The sequence below is a fragment of the Ravibacter arvi genome, from assembly GCF_039540405.1.
Taxonomy (GTDB): Bacteria; Bacteroidota; Bacteroidia; order Cytophagales; family Spirosomataceae; genus Ravibacter; species Ravibacter arvi.
Window position 1 is genome coordinate 249772 of sequence record NZ_BAABEY010000002.1, and the last position, 16915, is coordinate 266686.

Genomic DNA, 16915 nt, shown 5'->3' on the forward strand with positions numbered 1-16915 from the left:
AGTTTAATTCAGAATTCAATTGCCGGCCGGGCTATGTCAGGCTGTTCAAAGCTCTGTCCAGGTGCACATAGCCGCCATCCACGTAAACAATCTGGCCGGTGGTATGGCTCGATTTTTTCGAAATAAGGAAAGCCGCCATATTGGCGATTTCTTCCGCAGTAGTCATTCGCTGACCTAAAGGAATATTTTTTTCAATGGCAGCCTTCGTGCCCGCAGGGTCAGGAAGCGTATTGATCCAACGCTCATACAGGGGCGTCCAGCACTCGGAGACTACAATAGCATTAACCCTGATGCCATATTTCAGCAACTCGACCGCCCACTCCCTGGTCAGTGCGTTCCTGGCTCCGTTCGAAGCGGCGTACCCCGAGGTATTTCCCTGCCCCGTATCGGCAGTTTTGGAAGTGATATTCACGATAGCACCTTTTGATTCCTTTAACGCCGGCAATGCATAATGCGCCAGAAGGTAATAATGCACCACATTTTTATGCAGCGAAGCCATGAAACCTTCGTAAGAACCGTTTTCCAGTCCTACGCCATCGTTTACGCCCGCATTATTGATCAAACCGTCAATTTTCCCGTAACGGTTCAGGACGGTCTCTACCGCCAGTTTTGCCGCAGCCGGGTCCGTCAATTCCGCTACCACGTGCGACGACAGCAAACCAAGACCGGTAAGCATGTCCACCACTTTCTGGTTGTCTTTTTCGCTTCTCCCGACAATCACCGGGATTGCGCTCTCATGCGCCAGCACGTTAACAATGGCTTCGCCGATTCCTTTCGCGCCGCCGGAAACAATAATTACTTTTTCTGTCAGGTTAAGATTCATTTGTAAAAGGGTTTAAGGGATGAGGTGTGAGGTGTAAGGTGTGAGGGGTGAGGGAAAAGCAGAAGCCGGCCCCTCAAACCTCACACCTCAAACCTTAAAACCATCCCTTTGATCGTGATGTCGATTTCTTTCCGGTAAGCATTCCGAATACTCCCCGGATTAACTCACGCCCGATCTGTCGTGTGATGGGCGCCGAAAGTACCTGCTCGAAGGTAGATTTTTCTGCTCTTGACCCTGAGCTTCGGCTTTGTTTGGCTGCTTCCTGCTCCGCTTTTTCTCTTTCCTCAACGCGGTTTTGCTCCTCAACGCGCCTGGTAAGGATTTCATAAGCGCTTTCCGGGTCGACGGTGTCTTTGTATTTCCGGTATAACTCCGAGTTCCGGTACCGGTTTTCATAGTCTGCCGTGGACAACGGCCCCATTACCGAAGTGGGCGGCAGCAAATGAGTGGCTGCGACCTCTGTCGGGATACCCTTTTCATTTAAAACGGTAATCAGGGCCTGGCCCGTACCCAGCGTTGTCAAAACTTCGCTGATTTCATAAAAGTCGGACCTTGGGAAGGTTTTGACAGTTTTCTTCAGGTTATCAACGTCGTTGGGTGTGAACGTGCGCAACACGTGCTGCACACGGTTCCCGAGCTGGGACAGAATATTGTCGGGCACGTCCTGCGCCATTTGAGAGCAAAAAAATACGCCCACGCCTTTCGACCTGATCAGGCGTACAATCTGCTCAACCTGGTCCAGGAAAACTTTGGGTGCGTCTTTAAAAAGCAGGTGAGCTTCATCGAGAAAAAATACCAGCTTGGGCTTATCCAGGTCGCCCGCTTCCGGGAATGTGTTGTAAATTTCCACCAAAAGACTCAGCATGAACGTAGAAAAAAGGGCCGGCTGGTCCTGGACGTCCGAGACATTCAGCAGGCTGATTACCCCTTTACCGTCCACCCGGTTCAACAAGTCGTCGATATCGAAAGACTTTTCACCGAAAATCGCCCCGATTCCCTGTTGTTCCAATGCGACAATCTTCCGGAGAATAGTGCTCGCCGTAGTGGTGGAAATGCTGCCGTAATCTGTTTTTATTTCGGCAGCGCCCTGACCGTCAGACAGGTAATTTAGCGTCATTTTCAAATCGCTCAGGTCGATCATGGGAAGTTGCTTGTCGTCCGCGTATTTGAAAAGAACCGACAACACACCCGTTTGCGTTGCGTTCAGATCGAGCACCTTTGCCAGCAGCGTCGGTCCGAATTCCAGTACAGTCGCACGCATCGGGCTGCCCAATTTCCCGCTCAATGAATACAATTCGATCGGGAAATCCTGTGGTTCAAAGGTGACATTTAAGGCCTGGCAGCGCTCTTCTATTGCCTTGTTGGACTGTCCGGCCTGGCCAAACCCTGACAGGTCTCCTTTTATATCCGACATAAACACAGGTACACCGGCGTTGGAAAGCTGTTCGGCCAGGACCTGTAACGTACGGGTCTTGCCCGAGCCGGTTGCTCCGGCCACCAGCCCGTGACGGTTCATCATTTTCAAAGGAAGATAAATTTCGGCCTCCTTGATTATTTCGCCATCCAGGATGCCTGACCCCAGCCTGATTGTGGGCTTATCGGTGGTATAGGATTTCTGTATGGCAGCGATGTATGAATCTCTTTTTGACACAGGGATTAGCTTTTAATGTTTCGTTAAAATAGGTCAATAACTTCAAAAATTGCTACAGTTTTCACTTTTTCAAACTTACATGATTAACGCTTAATACGCACCAATCGTCAAAAAAAGTTTCGCCGCAACGTCAACCCTTCCGGCTTTATTATCACATTTTGCAGCCCACCGCGGCTTCAGGGCCGGCACGGGTTTTGAGGCGGGGATTTACCATTGATCGGGCAATTTTTGTAAGTTGCAATAGTTTAATACTTCGTTCCGATTATCACAACTTATGCCCGTTATTAAAATTGCCTCCGGGGTGGTTAATCAAACCCCCATGGCCTGGGATACCAATGAAAAGCACCTGCTTAATGCAATCGGGCTGGCAAAAAAAGAAAATGTAGGCTTGTTTTGTCTACCAGAGTTATCGGTATCCGGGTACGGGTGTGAAGATTACTTCTTTTCTCCCGACCTGCTTCAGCGATCAAAGGAGGTCCTGCTGAATCTTGTGCCGCACACCGAAGGAATAATCGTGTCGGTGGGGCTTCCCGTGTCTTACCAGAACCGGCTCTATAATGCCGCCTGCCTGATCGCCGATCGGCGTATTGTCGGTTTCTATTGCAAACAATTTCTTGCCAACAACGGCATTCATTATGAGGCCCGATGGTTTCATGCCTGGCCAAAAGGTTTGGTAGGGAGCATTGAAATAGACGGAATCCAATTCCCAATAGGCGATATTGTTTTTGAAATTGGCGCCGGCAGTACCGATAAAATACGCGTTGCCTTCGAGATATGCGAGGATGCATGGGTGGCTGACCGGCCCGGAAAGCGGCATTATGATCGTGCGGTCGATATTATCCTTAATCCCAGCGCCAGCCATTTCGCATTCGGAAAATACAGAACCCGCGAGCAGCTGGTCCTGGAGGGGTCCCGGGCGTTTGGCTGTAGTTACGTATATACAAACCTCCTGGGAAATGAAGCCGGGCAGGCCGTGTATGACGGCGATGCCATGATTGCATCCAACGGGAAAATGCTGGCGTCTGGCCCCCGGTTCAGCTATGCTGACTATTTTATTGTTTCTGCGATCGTGGATACCGACAGAACCAGGCTTAGCCAGGTGCAGAATAAAAAGGAAGCCTCGAAGGAGGCCGACTGGCGGGTGCCGGTGTATTTTTCGTTCAATGAGACAAAAAGCATGCCGGTCCAGAACGCCGAAACAGAGGCGTTTGAAAGAGGCAATTTTGTAAAGGAAGAAGAATTTGCGCGCGCGGTTTGCCTGGCACTGTTTGACTATTTGCGGAAAAGCCGCTCCAATGGGTTTACCGTTTCTCTCTCTGGCGGAGCCGATTCGAGCGCCTGTGCCGCACTTGTAAGCCTCATGCTCTACCTGGGCGACGAAAGTATCGGGATAAGCGGCCTGAAGGAAAAACTTTCTTACATCGCAAAAATAAAAGGCCTCAATGATGTTGCAGGGCTCACAAAAGTCTTGCTTGAGACCATTTACCAGGGGACAAGAAACAGCTCGGATACAACGCTGTCCTCTGCCCGGTCGCTGGCAGAGTCAGTAAATGCTACGTTTTACCAGATCAACATCGATGAGATGGTGGAAGGGTACAAAGCGTTGATTGAAAGCCAGATCGGGAGAAACCTGAGTTGGGAAACCGATGACATACCCCTTCAGAATATCCAGGCCCGCGTCAGGGCGCCGGGTGTATGGCTGCTGACCAACCTGTCCGGCAACCTGCTGCTGGCTACTTCAAACCGTTCAGAAGTCGCCGTCGGTTATGCGACAATGGATGGTGATACCGCCGGAAGCATCAGCCCTATCGCCGGAATTGATAAATTCTGGCTCAGGGGCTGGCTCATCTGGCTGGAAAAGGTTGGTTGTGAGGTGAAAGGCAGGCATATACAGATCGCCGGGCTTAAAGAAGTCAACGCATTGCAGCCTACAGCCGAATTAAGACCGCTCGAAAAAGTACAAACCGATGAAGCGGATCTTATGCCTTATGAGCTTCTGAACGAGTTGGAAAATTATGCCATCCGGGACAAAATGTCGCCGTTGCAGTGTTTCCGGCAGGTAGAAGACCAATTTGCCGGGCGTTGGAGCAAGGAGCAGCTGCTGCATTGGACGGAGCGGTTTTTCAGGCTGTGGAGCAGAAACCAGTGGAAGCGCGAACGCTATGCGCCGTCATTCCATCTGGACGACCATAATCTTAACCCCAGAAGCTGGTGTCGTTTCCCTATTCTTTCGGGCGGATTCGAAAGGGAACTGGCGTTGTTGCGCGCGGATTTCGACAAAGACAAGAGTAGCAGGCGGAAAGGGAAAATCGGGTTTTAAATAAGCATTCCTGATATCCCATGTCCCGAACCTCCCACCTTCAATCCATCTTTGGCGGATCAATCGGAAATCTCATCGAGTGGTACGATTGGTACGCCTATTCGGTTTTCGCTCTTTATTTCGCTGATTCCTTTTTCCCGGACAATAACCAGACGGCTCAACTGTTGAATACCGCCGGTATTTTCGCCATCGGGTTCCTGATGCGCCCGATTGGTGGTTGGCTGATGGGCGCTTATGCCGACCGGAAAGGGCGAAAAGCAGGCCTCACGCTTTCGGTACTCCTGATGAGCCTGGGGTCGCTTATGATCGCATTTACACCCGGTTACGCAACCATTGGCATTCTGGCGCCCGTGCTGCTGGTCGTGGCCCGGATGGTCCAGGGGCTTAGCATTGGCGGCGAATATGGCGCAGCGGCCACCTATCTCAGCGAAATAGCCCCCCGTAACCGGAGAGGACTCTATTCCAGTTTCCAGTACGTAAGCACCACGATGGGCCAGCTCGTAGCACTTCTGGTACTCCTGGTCCTGCAAAAGTGGGTGCTGAGCGACGCACAGCTTATGGAATGGGGTTGGAGAATCCCGTTTGTGATCGGCGCGATCCTGGCGCTGTCCGCATTGTACCTCCGGAAAAATCTTGCGGAAACCGACCAGTTTAAAGAACAATCACATGCGGAAAAGGACCGGGGAACGCTGGCGGCGTTGCGCAAACACCGCAAAGAGAGCCTCCTGGTAGTTGGTTTTACATTAGGCCTGACCATTGCCTATTATACGTTCACAACCTATATCCAGAAATTCCTGGTCAATACCGCGGGCTTTTCCAAAGAAGATTCAACGGTTATTACGCTGGTAACGCTAGTGGTTTTCATGGTTTCCCAGCCTTTCTTCGGCTGGCTGGGCGACCGCCTGGGCCGCAAACCCATGATGGTGCTGTTCGGTGTGGTGGGAACCGTATGCTTCTTCCCCCTCATGAAGCAGCTCGAAACTGCAACTACCAACCAGGAAGCTATTCTTTACATCACGATCGCACTGCTTATCCTGACCGTTTCTACCTCCATCTCCGCCATTGTCAAAGCAGAGCTGTTCCCGGCCCATGTACGTTCGCTGGGGGTCAGCTTTCCTTATGCCATGACGGTTGCCTTGTTTGGCGGAACAGCGGAGTATATCGCACTTTGGTTTAAAAATGTCGGCCATAGCGACGGATTTTATTACTATATGACGTTTTGTATGGTCATTACGTTGGTCAGCTCCCTGTTTATCCCCGGCGACAGGAAACGCATGCATTTATGAACGGCCGGTTTCGGGATGGTTTTCCGAAGCGCATTTGTGTTAATAATTGCAAAATTCCCGGCCCGGCAGGCTATTTTCGCCCGGTGTACGTTAAACGATACAACAAAAGGTGGATCTAACCACCGTTGTAATAAAACAGTCAAGTAGTTTTTACCTATAAATTTTTGCTGATTATGAAAAGATTCGCGCTATTGTCCGCACTCATATTGGGAGTAGCTTTTGTGTTTCAAAGCTGTCGCGGCCCCGAGGGGCTGCCCGGGCCGCAAGGTCCCGAAGGCCCGGCCGGCCCCGAAATTCTGCCTGCGGTTTTTGACGTGTCTGCTACTTTTACCGCGGCCAATCAATACCGTCAGTCCATAACAATGCCAAGTAAACTGGAGGTGTATGACACAGACGTGGTGATGGTTTACCTGAACTATGACGTAACCACCATTGGCGGTAAAGAAGCGAAAATCTGGCGGGCGCTCCCGTTGGTTGTGCCGGTTAATACCGGGTTCTTCCAATACAATTTCGACTTCACCCAGTATGATGTGGAATTCTTCCTGGAAGGTACAATTGACCTTACAACGCTGGATAATACCTGGACCAAGGACCAATTGTTCAGGGTAGTGGTGATCCCCGCCGACAAAGCGCCTGAACGGAAAGCTGCGGTAGATCTTTCCAACTATGAAGAGGTGGCAAAAGCTTACGGTATTGATGAGGCCAAGGTGGTGAAACTGGAAGCCAGGTAAGCGTCGAAATCGCGTACAAAAAAGCCGCTGAACATGAAGTTCAGCGGCTTTTTTGTGGTTCGTGCCTGATTCTGCCCGTCAGGAAACATCCGCGAATTCGGAGTTGAAAACAGACAAGGCTTTGGCCTCCAGCAATGACTCACCCATCAGGTACTGGTCCGTTGCACGTGCGGCCTCGCGGCCTTCGCTGATCGCCCATACCACCAGTGATTGTCCCCGGCGACAGTCTCCGGCCGCAAATACCTTCCGGTTGGATATGGACTGGTATTGGTTGGTCCGGATGTTTCCCCGTTCGTCCAGTTCAAGGTCAAGGTCGGTTACAATCCCTTCCGCCTGCGGGTGCAGGAACCCGGCCGCAAGAAGAGCCAGTTCACATGCGATTTCCTCTTCTGAGCCAGCTACTTCTTTCATTTGCATACGGCCCGTCTCCGGGTCTGTCTGCCAGTCGAGTTTTACGATCTGGAGCGCCTTTAAGTTGCCCTCTTCGTCGCCAATGAAGGCCTTGGTGTTAATGGACCACGAACGCTCGCAACCTTCTTCGTGTGAAGTGGAGGTTCGCAACATCATGGGCCAGTTCGGCCATGGTGTGGAGGCATCGCGGTCTTTCGGCGGCATGGGCAGGAGCTCAATCTGGTTCACGGATTTGGCGCCGTGACGATTGGAAGTACCCACACAATCAGAACCGGTATCGCCGCCGCCGATTACGAAGACATTTTTACCGCCCGCATGCAGTTCGCCATTGGCATATTTCACACCGCGGTGGTCGTAGGTGCGGTCAATTCCTGCTACCCGCTTGTTTTGCTGGCTCAGGAATTCCATAGCCGGATAGATCCCCTTCAGCTCACGCCCGGGAATCTTCAGGTCGCGGGGCACAGTTGACCCGATGGTGAGCACCACCGCATCAAAATCATTGAGCAGGTCGTTGGCGCCGATGTCTTTACCAATATTTACCCCGGTTTTGAATATGACACCCTCTGCCTCCATAACAGCTATCCTGCGGTCAATCGTAGCTTTGTCCAGCTTGAAATCCGGGATGCCGTAGCGAAGCAGTCCGCCGATCTGATCGGCCCGTTCAAATAACGTTACCGTATGGCCGGCCTGGTTAAGCTGTGCCGAAGCGGCCAATCCCGCCGGGCCCGAACCCACTACGGCTACTTTTTTCCCGGTACGCTTCTCCGGGATTTTAGGTTGTACAAGCCCCAGTTCGTAAGCCTTTTCAATGATCGATTTTTCGATCAGTTCTATCGCTACGGGCGGCTTGTTGATGCCCAGTACACAAGAGGCTTCGCAGGGGGCCGGGCAGATACGGCCGGTAAATTCGGGGAAGTTATTGGTAGAACTCAGGATTTCGTAAGCGAGCTTCCAGTTCTTTTCATATACGGCGTCATTAAACTCCGGTATCACGTTTCCGAGGGGGCAACCGTTGTGGCAGAAAGGTATTCCGCAATCCATACAGCGGGAGGCCTGCCGGGTAGACTGTTCTTCTGTGGGTATCGGTTCAATTTCCTTGTAATCCTGCACCCTTACTTCAACCGATCGTTTTTTGGGAAGTTCTCTGTCGAACTCTAAAAATCCCGTTATTTTTCCCATTGGTTCTGAAATTCTAATATTTGGATACTGAATATTTTAGGAAGCGATTACGTCCACTACGATGTCTTTGTACACGACGTTCTTGTCTTTGATCTGCTCGGTGAGCGAGATACCGCGTTCGTCCAGAGCGGCTTTAAAGTCGCGTGGCATAACTTTTACGAATTGTTGTACGCCCTTGCTCCAGTTTTGCAGCAATCCGAATGCCACATTGCTGGTAGTGTACTGGAAATGACGGTCTACAAATTCCCTCAGGATGGCCTCGTCTTCTTCGTTGAGCGGTGCCAGGTCAACCATTTCGGTATTGACGTTTTCCGACAGCTTCCCGGAGTGATCCCATACATAGGCGACTCCGCCTGACATTCCGGCGGCAAAATTCCGGCCGGTTTCGCCGAGGATAACCGCCAGTCCGCCCGTCATATATTCGAGACCGTGATCGCCTACTCCTTCCACCACCACATGTGCCCCTGAATTTCGTACACAGAAACGTTCTCCGGCAGTACCCCTGATAAAGGCGCTTCCGGCGGTGGCCCCGTAAAAGGCAACGTTCCCGATGATAATATTGTCTTCCGGCTTGAATTTCGCATCGCGGTCGGGGTATACAATCAGTTCCGCTCCGCAAAGGCCTTTGCCGAAGTAATCATTGGCGTCACCTTCGAGCTCGAGTTTAATCCCGCTGGTATTGAACGCACCGAAACTCTGACCGGCAGTTCCCCGGAATTTGAAGTGGATCGTGCCTTTCGGCAAACCGGCTCCGCCGTGAACTTTTGAAATTTCATGCGAGAGCATATTGCCCACAGAGCGATTCAGGTTGGAAATCGGGAACTCACCGTAGGTTTCTTCTTTCCGGGAAATAGACGCCTGTGCTTTATCGATGAGCGTCCAGTCAAGTACTTCCGAAATGCCGTGGTCCTGGTCCTCCTGTTTGAATTGTGCTACCTCCAGCCCGGCATCTTCCCGGTAAAGGATGGCGTCAAAATTCAGGTTCTTGTGCTTCCAGTGGTTCAGGTCTTTCCGGAATTCAAGGTACTGCGATTGCCCTACCATTTCATCTACCGACCGGAAACCGAGCTGTGCCATTATTTCCCGGAGTTCCATCGCCATGAAGGTAAACATATTGACTACATGTTCCGGTTTTCCGCTGAACAGGGCGCGCAGTTCCTTGCGTTGGGTGGCCACACCTACCGGGCAGGTATTGAGGTGGCATTTCCGCATCATGATACAGCCGGCGGCTACCAGCGCAGCAGTAGCTACGCCCCATTCCTCGGCGCCCAGCAGGGCGGCAATGGCCAGGTCGCGACCGGTGCGCAGCTGACCGTCGGCCTGAACCGTAACACGGCCTCTGAGTTTGTTTTTTACGAGCGTCTGGTGCGCCTCGGCCAATCCAAGCTCCCACGGCAGACCGGCGTGCCGGATGGAACTCAATGGTGAAGCACCGGTGCCGCCGTCGTAACCCGAGATCAGGATATGATCGGCATGTGCCTTGGCTACCCCGGCAGCAATCGTCCCAACACCCGCCTCGGATACGAGTTTTACACTGATCCGGGCATCCCGGTTTGCATTTTTCAGGTCGAAGATAAGCTGAGCCAGATCTTCGATCGAATAGATATCGTGGTGCGGCGGGGGAGAAATGAGCCCCACGCCCGGCGTAGAGTGGCGCGTACGGCCGATCCAGTCGTCGACTTTATGACCGGGCAACTGCCCGCCTTCTCCGGGCTTCGCACCTTGCGCCATTTTGATTTGCAGCTCCCGCGCATTGGCCAGGTAATGGCTGGTTACACCGAAACGCCCCGAAGCCACCTGTTTAATGGCGGAATTCAGGTTGTCGCCGTTTTCTTTTGGGGTATAGCGCAGTTCGTCCTCGCCGCCTTCACCGGAGTTCGACTTTCCGCCGATCCGGTTCATCGCAATTGCGAGGGTAGTGTGGGCCTCCCAGGAAATAGAACCGAATGACATCGCACCGGTCGCGAAGCGCCTGAAAATGTGCTCGATCGGCTCGACTTCGTCAATTGAGATGGGAGTGCCTTTCCGGAATTTTGTCAGGCCTCTGAGTGTCAGCGCTTTTTGAGTCTGATCATCGATGAGCCTGCTGTATTTTTTGAAAAGCTGGTAATCGTTCGTACGGGTTGAATGTTGGAGCAGGTGAACGGTTTGCGGGTTGAAAATGTGAGATTCCCCGCGTTGTTTCCATTGGTATACACCGCCCACTTCCAGCTTTTGATTCAGCCCCGGGCCTTCGGGATAGGCTACCTTCTGGCGAACCAGCACCTCGCGCGCAATTTCATTTAACCCGAGACCGCCGATGCGGGAAATGGTACCGGTAAAGTAATTCTCGATTACCTCCTTGTTCAGGCCGAGACACTCGAATATCTGCGCGCCCTGGTAAGACTGAAGAGTAGAGATACCCATTTTGGAGAAGATTTTAAGCAACTCCTTATTGACAGCCTTGATATAGTTGTAATAAAGCTTGTCGTCTTCAAAATTACCTTCGATCATGCCGTTCCGGTTCATGCTCGAAATGGTCTCGAAAGCCATATAGGGACAGATGCCTGATGCGCCGTAGCCGATCAGGGTGGCAAAATGGTGTGTTTCCCAGGCGTCACCAGGTTCAACGAGCAGCCCGACTTTTCCCCGAAGTCCCTTCCTGATGAGGTGGTGGTGTACCGCCGCGGTCGCCAGGAGCGAGGGGATAGGAGCGTGGTTGGAATCAATGGAACGATCCGAAAGAATCAGGATTTCGAAGTCGTCCTCTATCGCATCTTCAGCATACTGGCAGATACGCCGTAACGCCCGTTCCAGGCCGGCTCCTCCCTGGTCAGACCTGAAATAGGTATTAATGGTTTTGGCCTGGAAATGGCTTTTATCGACAAAACGCAGCTTGTCAAACTCGGAAACTGTCAGTACCGGGTGCGGGATTTCAATCTGGCGGCAATGCTTCGGGCCTTCTTCCAGCAGGTTCTCCCCGCCACCCACAAAAGAGATCAGGGACATGATTGCCCGCTCCCGGATTGAATCGATCGGCGGGTTGGTTACTTGTGCAAAAAGCTGCTTGAAGTAGCTGGAAAGATGCTGGCTTTGTTCAGAAAGTACGGCCAGCGGTACGTCGGTACCCATTGACCCGACTGCTTCCATCCCGGTTTGCGCCATCGGGGCGAGGATCATGCGTAGGTCCTCAGAAGTAAACCCGAAAGCGATCTGGCGTTTCAAAAGCGCCTGATCGTCGTAGTTGCGGTACATCCGGATGGGGTTTCCGAGGTCTTCTACTTTCAATTTGTTTTCGTTCAGCCATTCCTGGTAGGGTTGTTTCGAACATATTTCCGACTTGACCTCTTCGTCAGGAATGATCCGACCCTGCTCCATGTCTACAATAAACATCCGGCCCGGTTGCAAACGCCCTTTCAGGATGACCTTGGACTGATCTACATTTTCGAGAACACCCGCTTCCGACGCCATAATAATAGTGTCGTCGTTCAGCACCCAGTAGCGGGAGGGGCGCAAACCGTTCCGGTCGAGTGTTGCACCTACCATTTTCCCGTCGGTAAAAGAAATGGACGCCGGCCCGTCCCACGGCTCCATAATGGCCGCGTGGTACTCGTAAAATGCCTTTCTGGCCGGATCCATCTGCTCATTGCCATCCCAGGCTTCGGGAATCAGCATCATCATCACGTGCGGCAATGAACGGCCGCTCAGGTAGAGCAGCTCAATAGCATTGTCCAGGTTAGCCGAATCCGATTGATCTTTCTCACAAATCGGGAGGATCATGTCCATTTCCTCGCGCGTGAAATATTCGGAGTTATATGATTTCTCTCCTGCCCGTATCCAGTTTACGTTTCCTTTTACGGTGTTGATCTCGCCGTTGTGCGCGATGTACCGGAAGGGTTGTGCCAACTTCCAGGAAGGGAAAGTATTGGTTGAGAAACGGGAGTGCACCACCGCCAGGGCCGATACCACTTCTTCGTTTTCAAGGTCGGGAAAATAATACCGCAATTGGGCTGTGGTCAGCTGACCTTTATAAACAATCGTCCGGCTCGATACAGTTGTAAAGTAAAACAAGCCTTTAGCACCTTTGACGGATTCGTTGATAAGCCTGCTGGTAACTTGGCGGAAGATATAGAGCTTCCGTTCAAAATCGAGGTCGTCGGCCAGTAATTCCGGGCGTTGGATAAAAACCTGCTCAACATAAGGTTCCACGGCGAGCGAGCCTTCTCCTAAAGTATCGTTAAGGGTAGGAACCTTGCGGTAGCCCAGCAGGGTCAAACCCAGTTTTTTGATTTTCCGGTTCAGAATATTGCGGCACTCCTCCCTCACGGTCGGGTCCTGGGGGAAAAATACCATACCTACCCCGTAAGCGCCCAGCGAAGGCAACTGGAAACCGAGCCTGGAGCATTCGCTTACGAAAAATTCATGAGGGATTTGAATCAGTATTCCAGCTCCGTCGCCCGTATTAGGATCTGCCCCGCAAGCGCCGCGATGATCCATTCTTTCCAGCATATGGATCGCATCTGCAACAATCTGGTGCGACTTGTGGCCTTTGATATGCGCCCTGAAACCGATACCACAGGCATCGTGCTCAAACTCGCTGCGATAAAGTCCTTCCTTTTCCAATACTTCTGATGACATCTGACTAAATATGATAAAGGTTACACATCTGGAATATGTCTATGCTTTCTGACAAAGCCCGCCGGAGCAGCCTTGAGAATACGGTTATCCGGTCAGGCCAGGCCGAAGCATAAATCTTCTGCAAAATAAGTAATAAAAAAATTTGGCTATTCAGGTGTTTTTCAAAATTTTATTCAACCAAATAAAGAATAGGAGTATAGGAAAAACTTGTATAGGAATATTTATAAAAATTTAATTATATATAATTTGTATAAATAACCGGTTTTATTGTTGAGCAGAGAAAAAAATGAAATATTCCGAGATTTCGGGAAAGGCAATTATTAAAGTCTGTATTTATTGAAATCTCAGAATTTAAATGATGGCCATTGGTAATAATGGTGCGCTCTGTTCGCCGAAGCAATTGGTCGGTTTGAAGGGCAATTAAGCGACACACAATCGGCGGAATAACGAAATCAAAAAAGGGGTGACATGGCCGTAAAACAGCATGTCACCCCTTTTTCTCCTGGCGGAGAATATCAGCGCACTAATGCACGATCTTCCTGTTCCTGGCGGTTACCTCCCAAACTTCGGAGACTTCACCGTCTTCCACTACCGAGGCATAGCCATGCAGCGCCACGGTAGGGCAGATATGGTAAGGAACTGCATAATATACGTCACCTATGGAGATACTGTCCCAGTTACTGACTTTGACCACGGCATGTTCCTCACTTTGGCTGACCAGTTCTGCATCCGGAAGGTTAAGCAGCCTGAATCTTTTGTCGATCGGGTTTTCGGCCGCGATTGCCTTATGGCCGAGATCAAGCGTAATCGTACCTGAAGCAGGCTTGGAAATGACACGTGTCAGCACCAGGGCTGCGTAGACAAAAGGCTGTTCCCTGAACTGGTCACCGTAACCGGCATCCCAGAAGAGGCAGGTCCCCGGACTGCAATACACGCCTTTACGCAGCGCATGCACCGTAAAGGTAGGCGTGCCTCCGGCAATGACGAAAGGATCAGGCAGGCCGTTGATTTCGATAAACTCATACAAAACCGCCAATTGCTCCAGCGCCTGGTCCGCCTGCACCTTCCGGTCCTTGAAGAACTTCTCCCTGATGTGGCCATCATATACATGTATACCGGCCAGTAACAGGTTGGGAAGCTTATAAACGTACTCGTACAAGTTGAGCAGGTCTGAATTAACGGCATGACCGGTACGGTTCATACCCACGTTAACGTCAACGAAAATCAGCCATGAAGCTTTCTTCCCCTTGATGTAGTCGTTTAAATGTTTGGCGACATTGCGGTCATCGATCAGCGATCCGAATTGCACATCGGGATAAGCCTTGATCAACTCAAGCATCCGGTCAATTTTCGGCCCCGTAAGCTGGTAGGCAATCAGGACCCATTTGGCTCCGGCCTGAGCCAGCATTTCTGCCTCGGCTATTGTAGCACATTTAAATTTGCTGATCCCGGCGGCCAACTGCATTTTTACCACTTCAGCCATCTTGTGCGTCTTCACATGAGGGATAAGCCTCGAGGTATCGCCGCCCACGATCCGGGTCATAAAATTAATGTTCTGTTCAATCCTTTTTTTATACACGACCAAAGCAGGCGAATCTACCTGATTCGGGTCTTTCAGTTCGTACCAAGCGGGCATATCTGTAATGAAAGTTATTTTGAAACTAGTTCAGCTCAAACAGCACTTCTATTTCAACCGGGATGTTGTCCGGCAAAGTTCCCATACCTACAGCGCTTCTCACGCCAATACCGTTTTCTTCTCCCCAGATTTCGGCAAATAGTTCACTGCAGCCGTTGATCACATAAGGGTGTCTCTCAAAATCCGGCGTACCATTCACCATTCCCAATACCTTTATCACACGTTTCACGCGATCGAGTGAGCCTACCTGTGCGATTAGAGTAGAAATAATGGAAATCCCGACCTGGCGTGCGGCCGCCTTACCACCCTCCATGTCAAAGTCTTTTCCGACACGGCCTTTCATCAGGGTGCCATCAGGAAGGCACGGCCCATGCCCCGAAACATAAAGCCAACGGTCATCAACGAGGAGAACAGGTTTATAAACACCTGCGGGTTTGGGGGCAGGCGGCAATTCAATTCCTAAGCTTTCGAATTTGCTTTGAGGTGTCATTCTGATAATCCGGTTAGTTAAATAAGAAAATCACTTCTCGATCCCTGTTTTGAGCGGAGTAGAAGCCATCTGTTAAAAAAGAGAGTGAGGAGAGCCAAAATTAGTGTTATTCAACTTATTTGGCAAATCCTGAGGGCAGGTCGACGCGGGTGTTTTCTGATTATCTGTTAGCAGGAATGTCAAACTACCAGATTAAGCAGCAGGACCCCGATTAATCCCACGATGGAAACAATGGTTTCCATTAAAGACCAGGTCAGGATGGTATCTTTGATGCTGATGTTAAAATACTCTTTGAACAACCAGAAACCACCGTCATTTACGTGCGAAAACATAAGGCTTCCGGAACCGATAGCGAGCACCGTCAGCTCAGGCGATACGTTTGAGGCCTGCAGCAGCGGAGCGAGGATACCTACGGTCGTAAGGCCCGCAACGGTAGCAGACCCCACACAGACCCTGATTACCGCTGCAATTCCCCAGGCCAGTATCAGCGGTGGAGCATTCATTCCGGCAAGGAGGTCGCCCAGGTAAGAATTAATATTCCCTTCGGTCATAACCTGCTTGAATACCCCGGCGCCGGCCACGATCAATAAGATGCCGGCGACACCTTTAATCGCCTCCTCAAATGCCTTGGAAACATTCTGCATAGGCATTCCCCGCCTGACGCCAAGCATCACGGCGGCGAACAGGACCGACAAAAGCATGCCGAACCACGGCTCGGCCAGTAGTTCCAGTACGGCGTGGCCGGGGAAGCGATTTTTTATGGGCGACATGCTTACCAGCAGGATGACCGGTAGCAAAGCGCACAAAACACTGATCCCCAGACCGGGCAATTCCGATTCCGGCCGGGGCGTAAGATTGAACATGCCTGTATTAGGGTTGGGCTTGAAGCGCCCCAGGGTTTTCCCGAAAATAGGTCCGGCAATGGCAATAGCCGGGATGGACACGATAACCCCATAGATCAGCGTTTTCCCCAGGTCGGCCTGTAGCTGCGAGGCAATGGCGGCGGGAGAGGGGTGCGGGGGCAGGTAACCGTGCGCAACCGACAGCGCAGACAACATCGGCACAGCCACTACCAGCATGGGGATCTTAGCCGCAGACGAAATCATAAAAATCAGCGGGATCACGATCATGAAACCCGCGTTATAAAACAACGGGATGCCAATGACGAACCCGGCCAGGGCCAGCCCCCAAAGCATGTATTTACGCCCGAATAATTTGATAAGCGCGTCGGTAATGCGCTGCGCCGCGCCGCTGTCGGCGACAAGCTTGCCAAGCATCGAGCCGAATCCCACAATCATTACCAGGTCGCCGAGGGTGCCGGCAATGCCTTTCTGAACCGCAGCCGAAATCTGGGGAACGGAAAGCCCGACGGAAAACCCAAGCCCGATGGACACCAGCAGAAAGGATATGAAGGTGTCGAGCTTTACCCAGGAAATCAGGAGAACCAGGCAAAGTATACTTAAAAAAACTAAAAGGAGTAGCACAGTTTCTGGATTTAGGTGGTTCCGTTTCGACAGAAAAGGAGGTATTTGCCGATATATAATGTAGTTTTTGCAATTTCGTTATGTTATAAAGCAGGATCAGAGCCGTCATATACCCGGCGCATCGCGGCGGCCGTGGCCCGGGCGGCGGTTCGTCACCGGTTTCGGGGAGTGCCGATTCCTGGGTACTTCCTTCCTCAAAAATACATTCCGCTATTACCAACTCCGGCCTTGCCGCTACCGGGAGATAACCGGTTCTCCCGGCCCTGAAAATTCAAAAAGGCAAATAG

At 51.4% G+C, this 16915-nt stretch carries 10 protein-coding genes; 3 read left to right on the forward strand and 7 right to left on the reverse strand.

Annotated elements, in window-relative coordinates:
- Positions 1-31 precede the first annotated feature (31 nt).
- Both ABD852_RS02535 and ABD852_RS02540 read right to left on the reverse strand, forming a co-directional pair.
- Entirely contained in the window at positions 32-823 is a 792-nt protein-coding gene (locus tag ABD852_RS02535) for an L-fucose dehydrogenase (RefSeq protein WP_345026436.1), read from the reverse strand.
- A 94-nt stretch (positions 824-917) separates the two neighbouring features.
- Entirely contained in the window at positions 918-2474 is a 1557-nt protein-coding gene (locus ABD852_RS02540; protein WP_345026437.1) for a helicase HerA-like domain-containing protein, read from the reverse strand.
- Between the two features lie 274 nt (positions 2475-2748).
- Between ABD852_RS02540 and nadE the strand changes: the two genes are divergently transcribed.
- From nadE to ABD852_RS02555, 3 genes are all read left to right on the forward strand, one after another.
- Complete coding sequence (nadE, locus tag ABD852_RS02545; protein ID WP_345026438.1) at positions 2749-4794, forward strand: NAD(+) synthase; 2046 nt, start codon at positions 2749-2751, stop codon at positions 4792-4794.
- 20 nt (positions 4795-4814) lie between these two features.
- Positions 4815-6080, forward strand: a complete 1266-nt coding sequence (locus ABD852_RS02550; protein ID WP_345026439.1) for an MFS transporter — start codon at positions 4815-4817, stop codon at positions 6078-6080.
- A 173-nt stretch (positions 6081-6253) separates the two neighbouring features.
- The gene (locus ABD852_RS02555) at positions 6254-6811 is read left to right on the forward strand and encodes a collagen-like triple helix repeat-containing protein (protein WP_345026440.1); all 558 of its coding nucleotides are present in this window, start codon (positions 6254-6256) and stop codon (positions 6809-6811) included.
- Between the two features lie 78 nt (positions 6812-6889).
- On the opposite strand, the gene ABD852_RS02560 is transcribed toward ABD852_RS02555, so the two are convergent.
- From ABD852_RS02560 to ABD852_RS02580, 5 genes are all read right to left on the reverse strand, one after another.
- Positions 6890-8401 (reverse strand): glutamate synthase subunit beta, encoded by a 1512-nt coding sequence (locus ABD852_RS02560; RefSeq protein WP_345026441.1) that lies wholly within the window; start codon positions 8399-8401, stop codon positions 6890-6892.
- A 36-nt stretch (positions 8402-8437) separates the two neighbouring features.
- Entirely contained in the window at positions 8438-13018 is a 4581-nt protein-coding gene (gene gltB / locus ABD852_RS02565; RefSeq protein ID WP_345026442.1) for a glutamate synthase large subunit, read from the reverse strand.
- Positions 13019-13541: 523 nt separating this feature from the next.
- The gene (locus tag ABD852_RS02570; RefSeq protein WP_345026444.1) at positions 13542-14654 is read right to left on the reverse strand and encodes a D-TA family PLP-dependent enzyme; all 1113 of its coding nucleotides are present in this window, start codon (positions 14652-14654) and stop codon (positions 13542-13544) included.
- A 25-nt stretch (positions 14655-14679) separates the two neighbouring features.
- Positions 14680-15144, reverse strand: coding sequence for a RidA family protein (locus tag ABD852_RS02575; RefSeq protein ID WP_345026445.1), 465 nt, complete (start codon positions 15142-15144; stop codon positions 14680-14682).
- Positions 15145-15323: 179 nt separating this feature from the next.
- Entirely contained in the window at positions 15324-16628 is a 1305-nt protein-coding gene (locus ABD852_RS02580) for a gluconate:H+ symporter (RefSeq protein WP_345026446.1), read from the reverse strand.
- Positions 16629-16915 lie beyond the last annotated feature (287 nt).

What these genes read in the sequence shown, in the direction of transcription:
- nadE (WP_345026438.1), top strand. Translation starts at nt 2,749, where the DNA reads ATGCCCGTTATTAAAATTGCCTCCGGGGTGGTTAATCAAACCCCCATG.
- ABD852_RS02575 (WP_345026445.1), bottom strand. Translation starts at nt 15,144, where the DNA reads ATGACACCTCAAAGCAAATTCGAAAGCTTAGGAATTGAATTGCCGCCT.
- gltB (WP_345026442.1), bottom strand. Translation starts at nt 13,018, where the DNA reads ATGTCATCAGAAGTATTGGAAAAGGAAGGACTTTATCGCAGCGAGTTT.
- ABD852_RS02550 (WP_345026439.1), top strand. Translation starts at nt 4,815, where the DNA reads ATGTCCCGAACCTCCCACCTTCAATCCATCTTTGGCGGATCAATCGGA.
- ABD852_RS02570 (WP_345026444.1), bottom strand. Translation starts at nt 14,654, where the DNA reads ATGCCCGCTTGGTACGAACTGAAAGACCCGAATCAGGTAGATTCGCCT.
- ABD852_RS02555 (WP_345026440.1), top strand. Translation starts at nt 6,254, where the DNA reads ATGAAAAGATTCGCGCTATTGTCCGCACTCATATTGGGAGTAGCTTTT.
- ABD852_RS02535 (WP_345026436.1), bottom strand. Translation starts at nt 823, where the DNA reads ATGAATCTTAACCTGACAGAAAAAGTAATTATTGTTTCCGGCGGCGCG.
- ABD852_RS02560 (WP_345026441.1), bottom strand. Translation starts at nt 8,401, where the DNA reads ATGGGAAAAATAACGGGATTTTTAGAGTTCGACAGAGAACTTCCCAAA.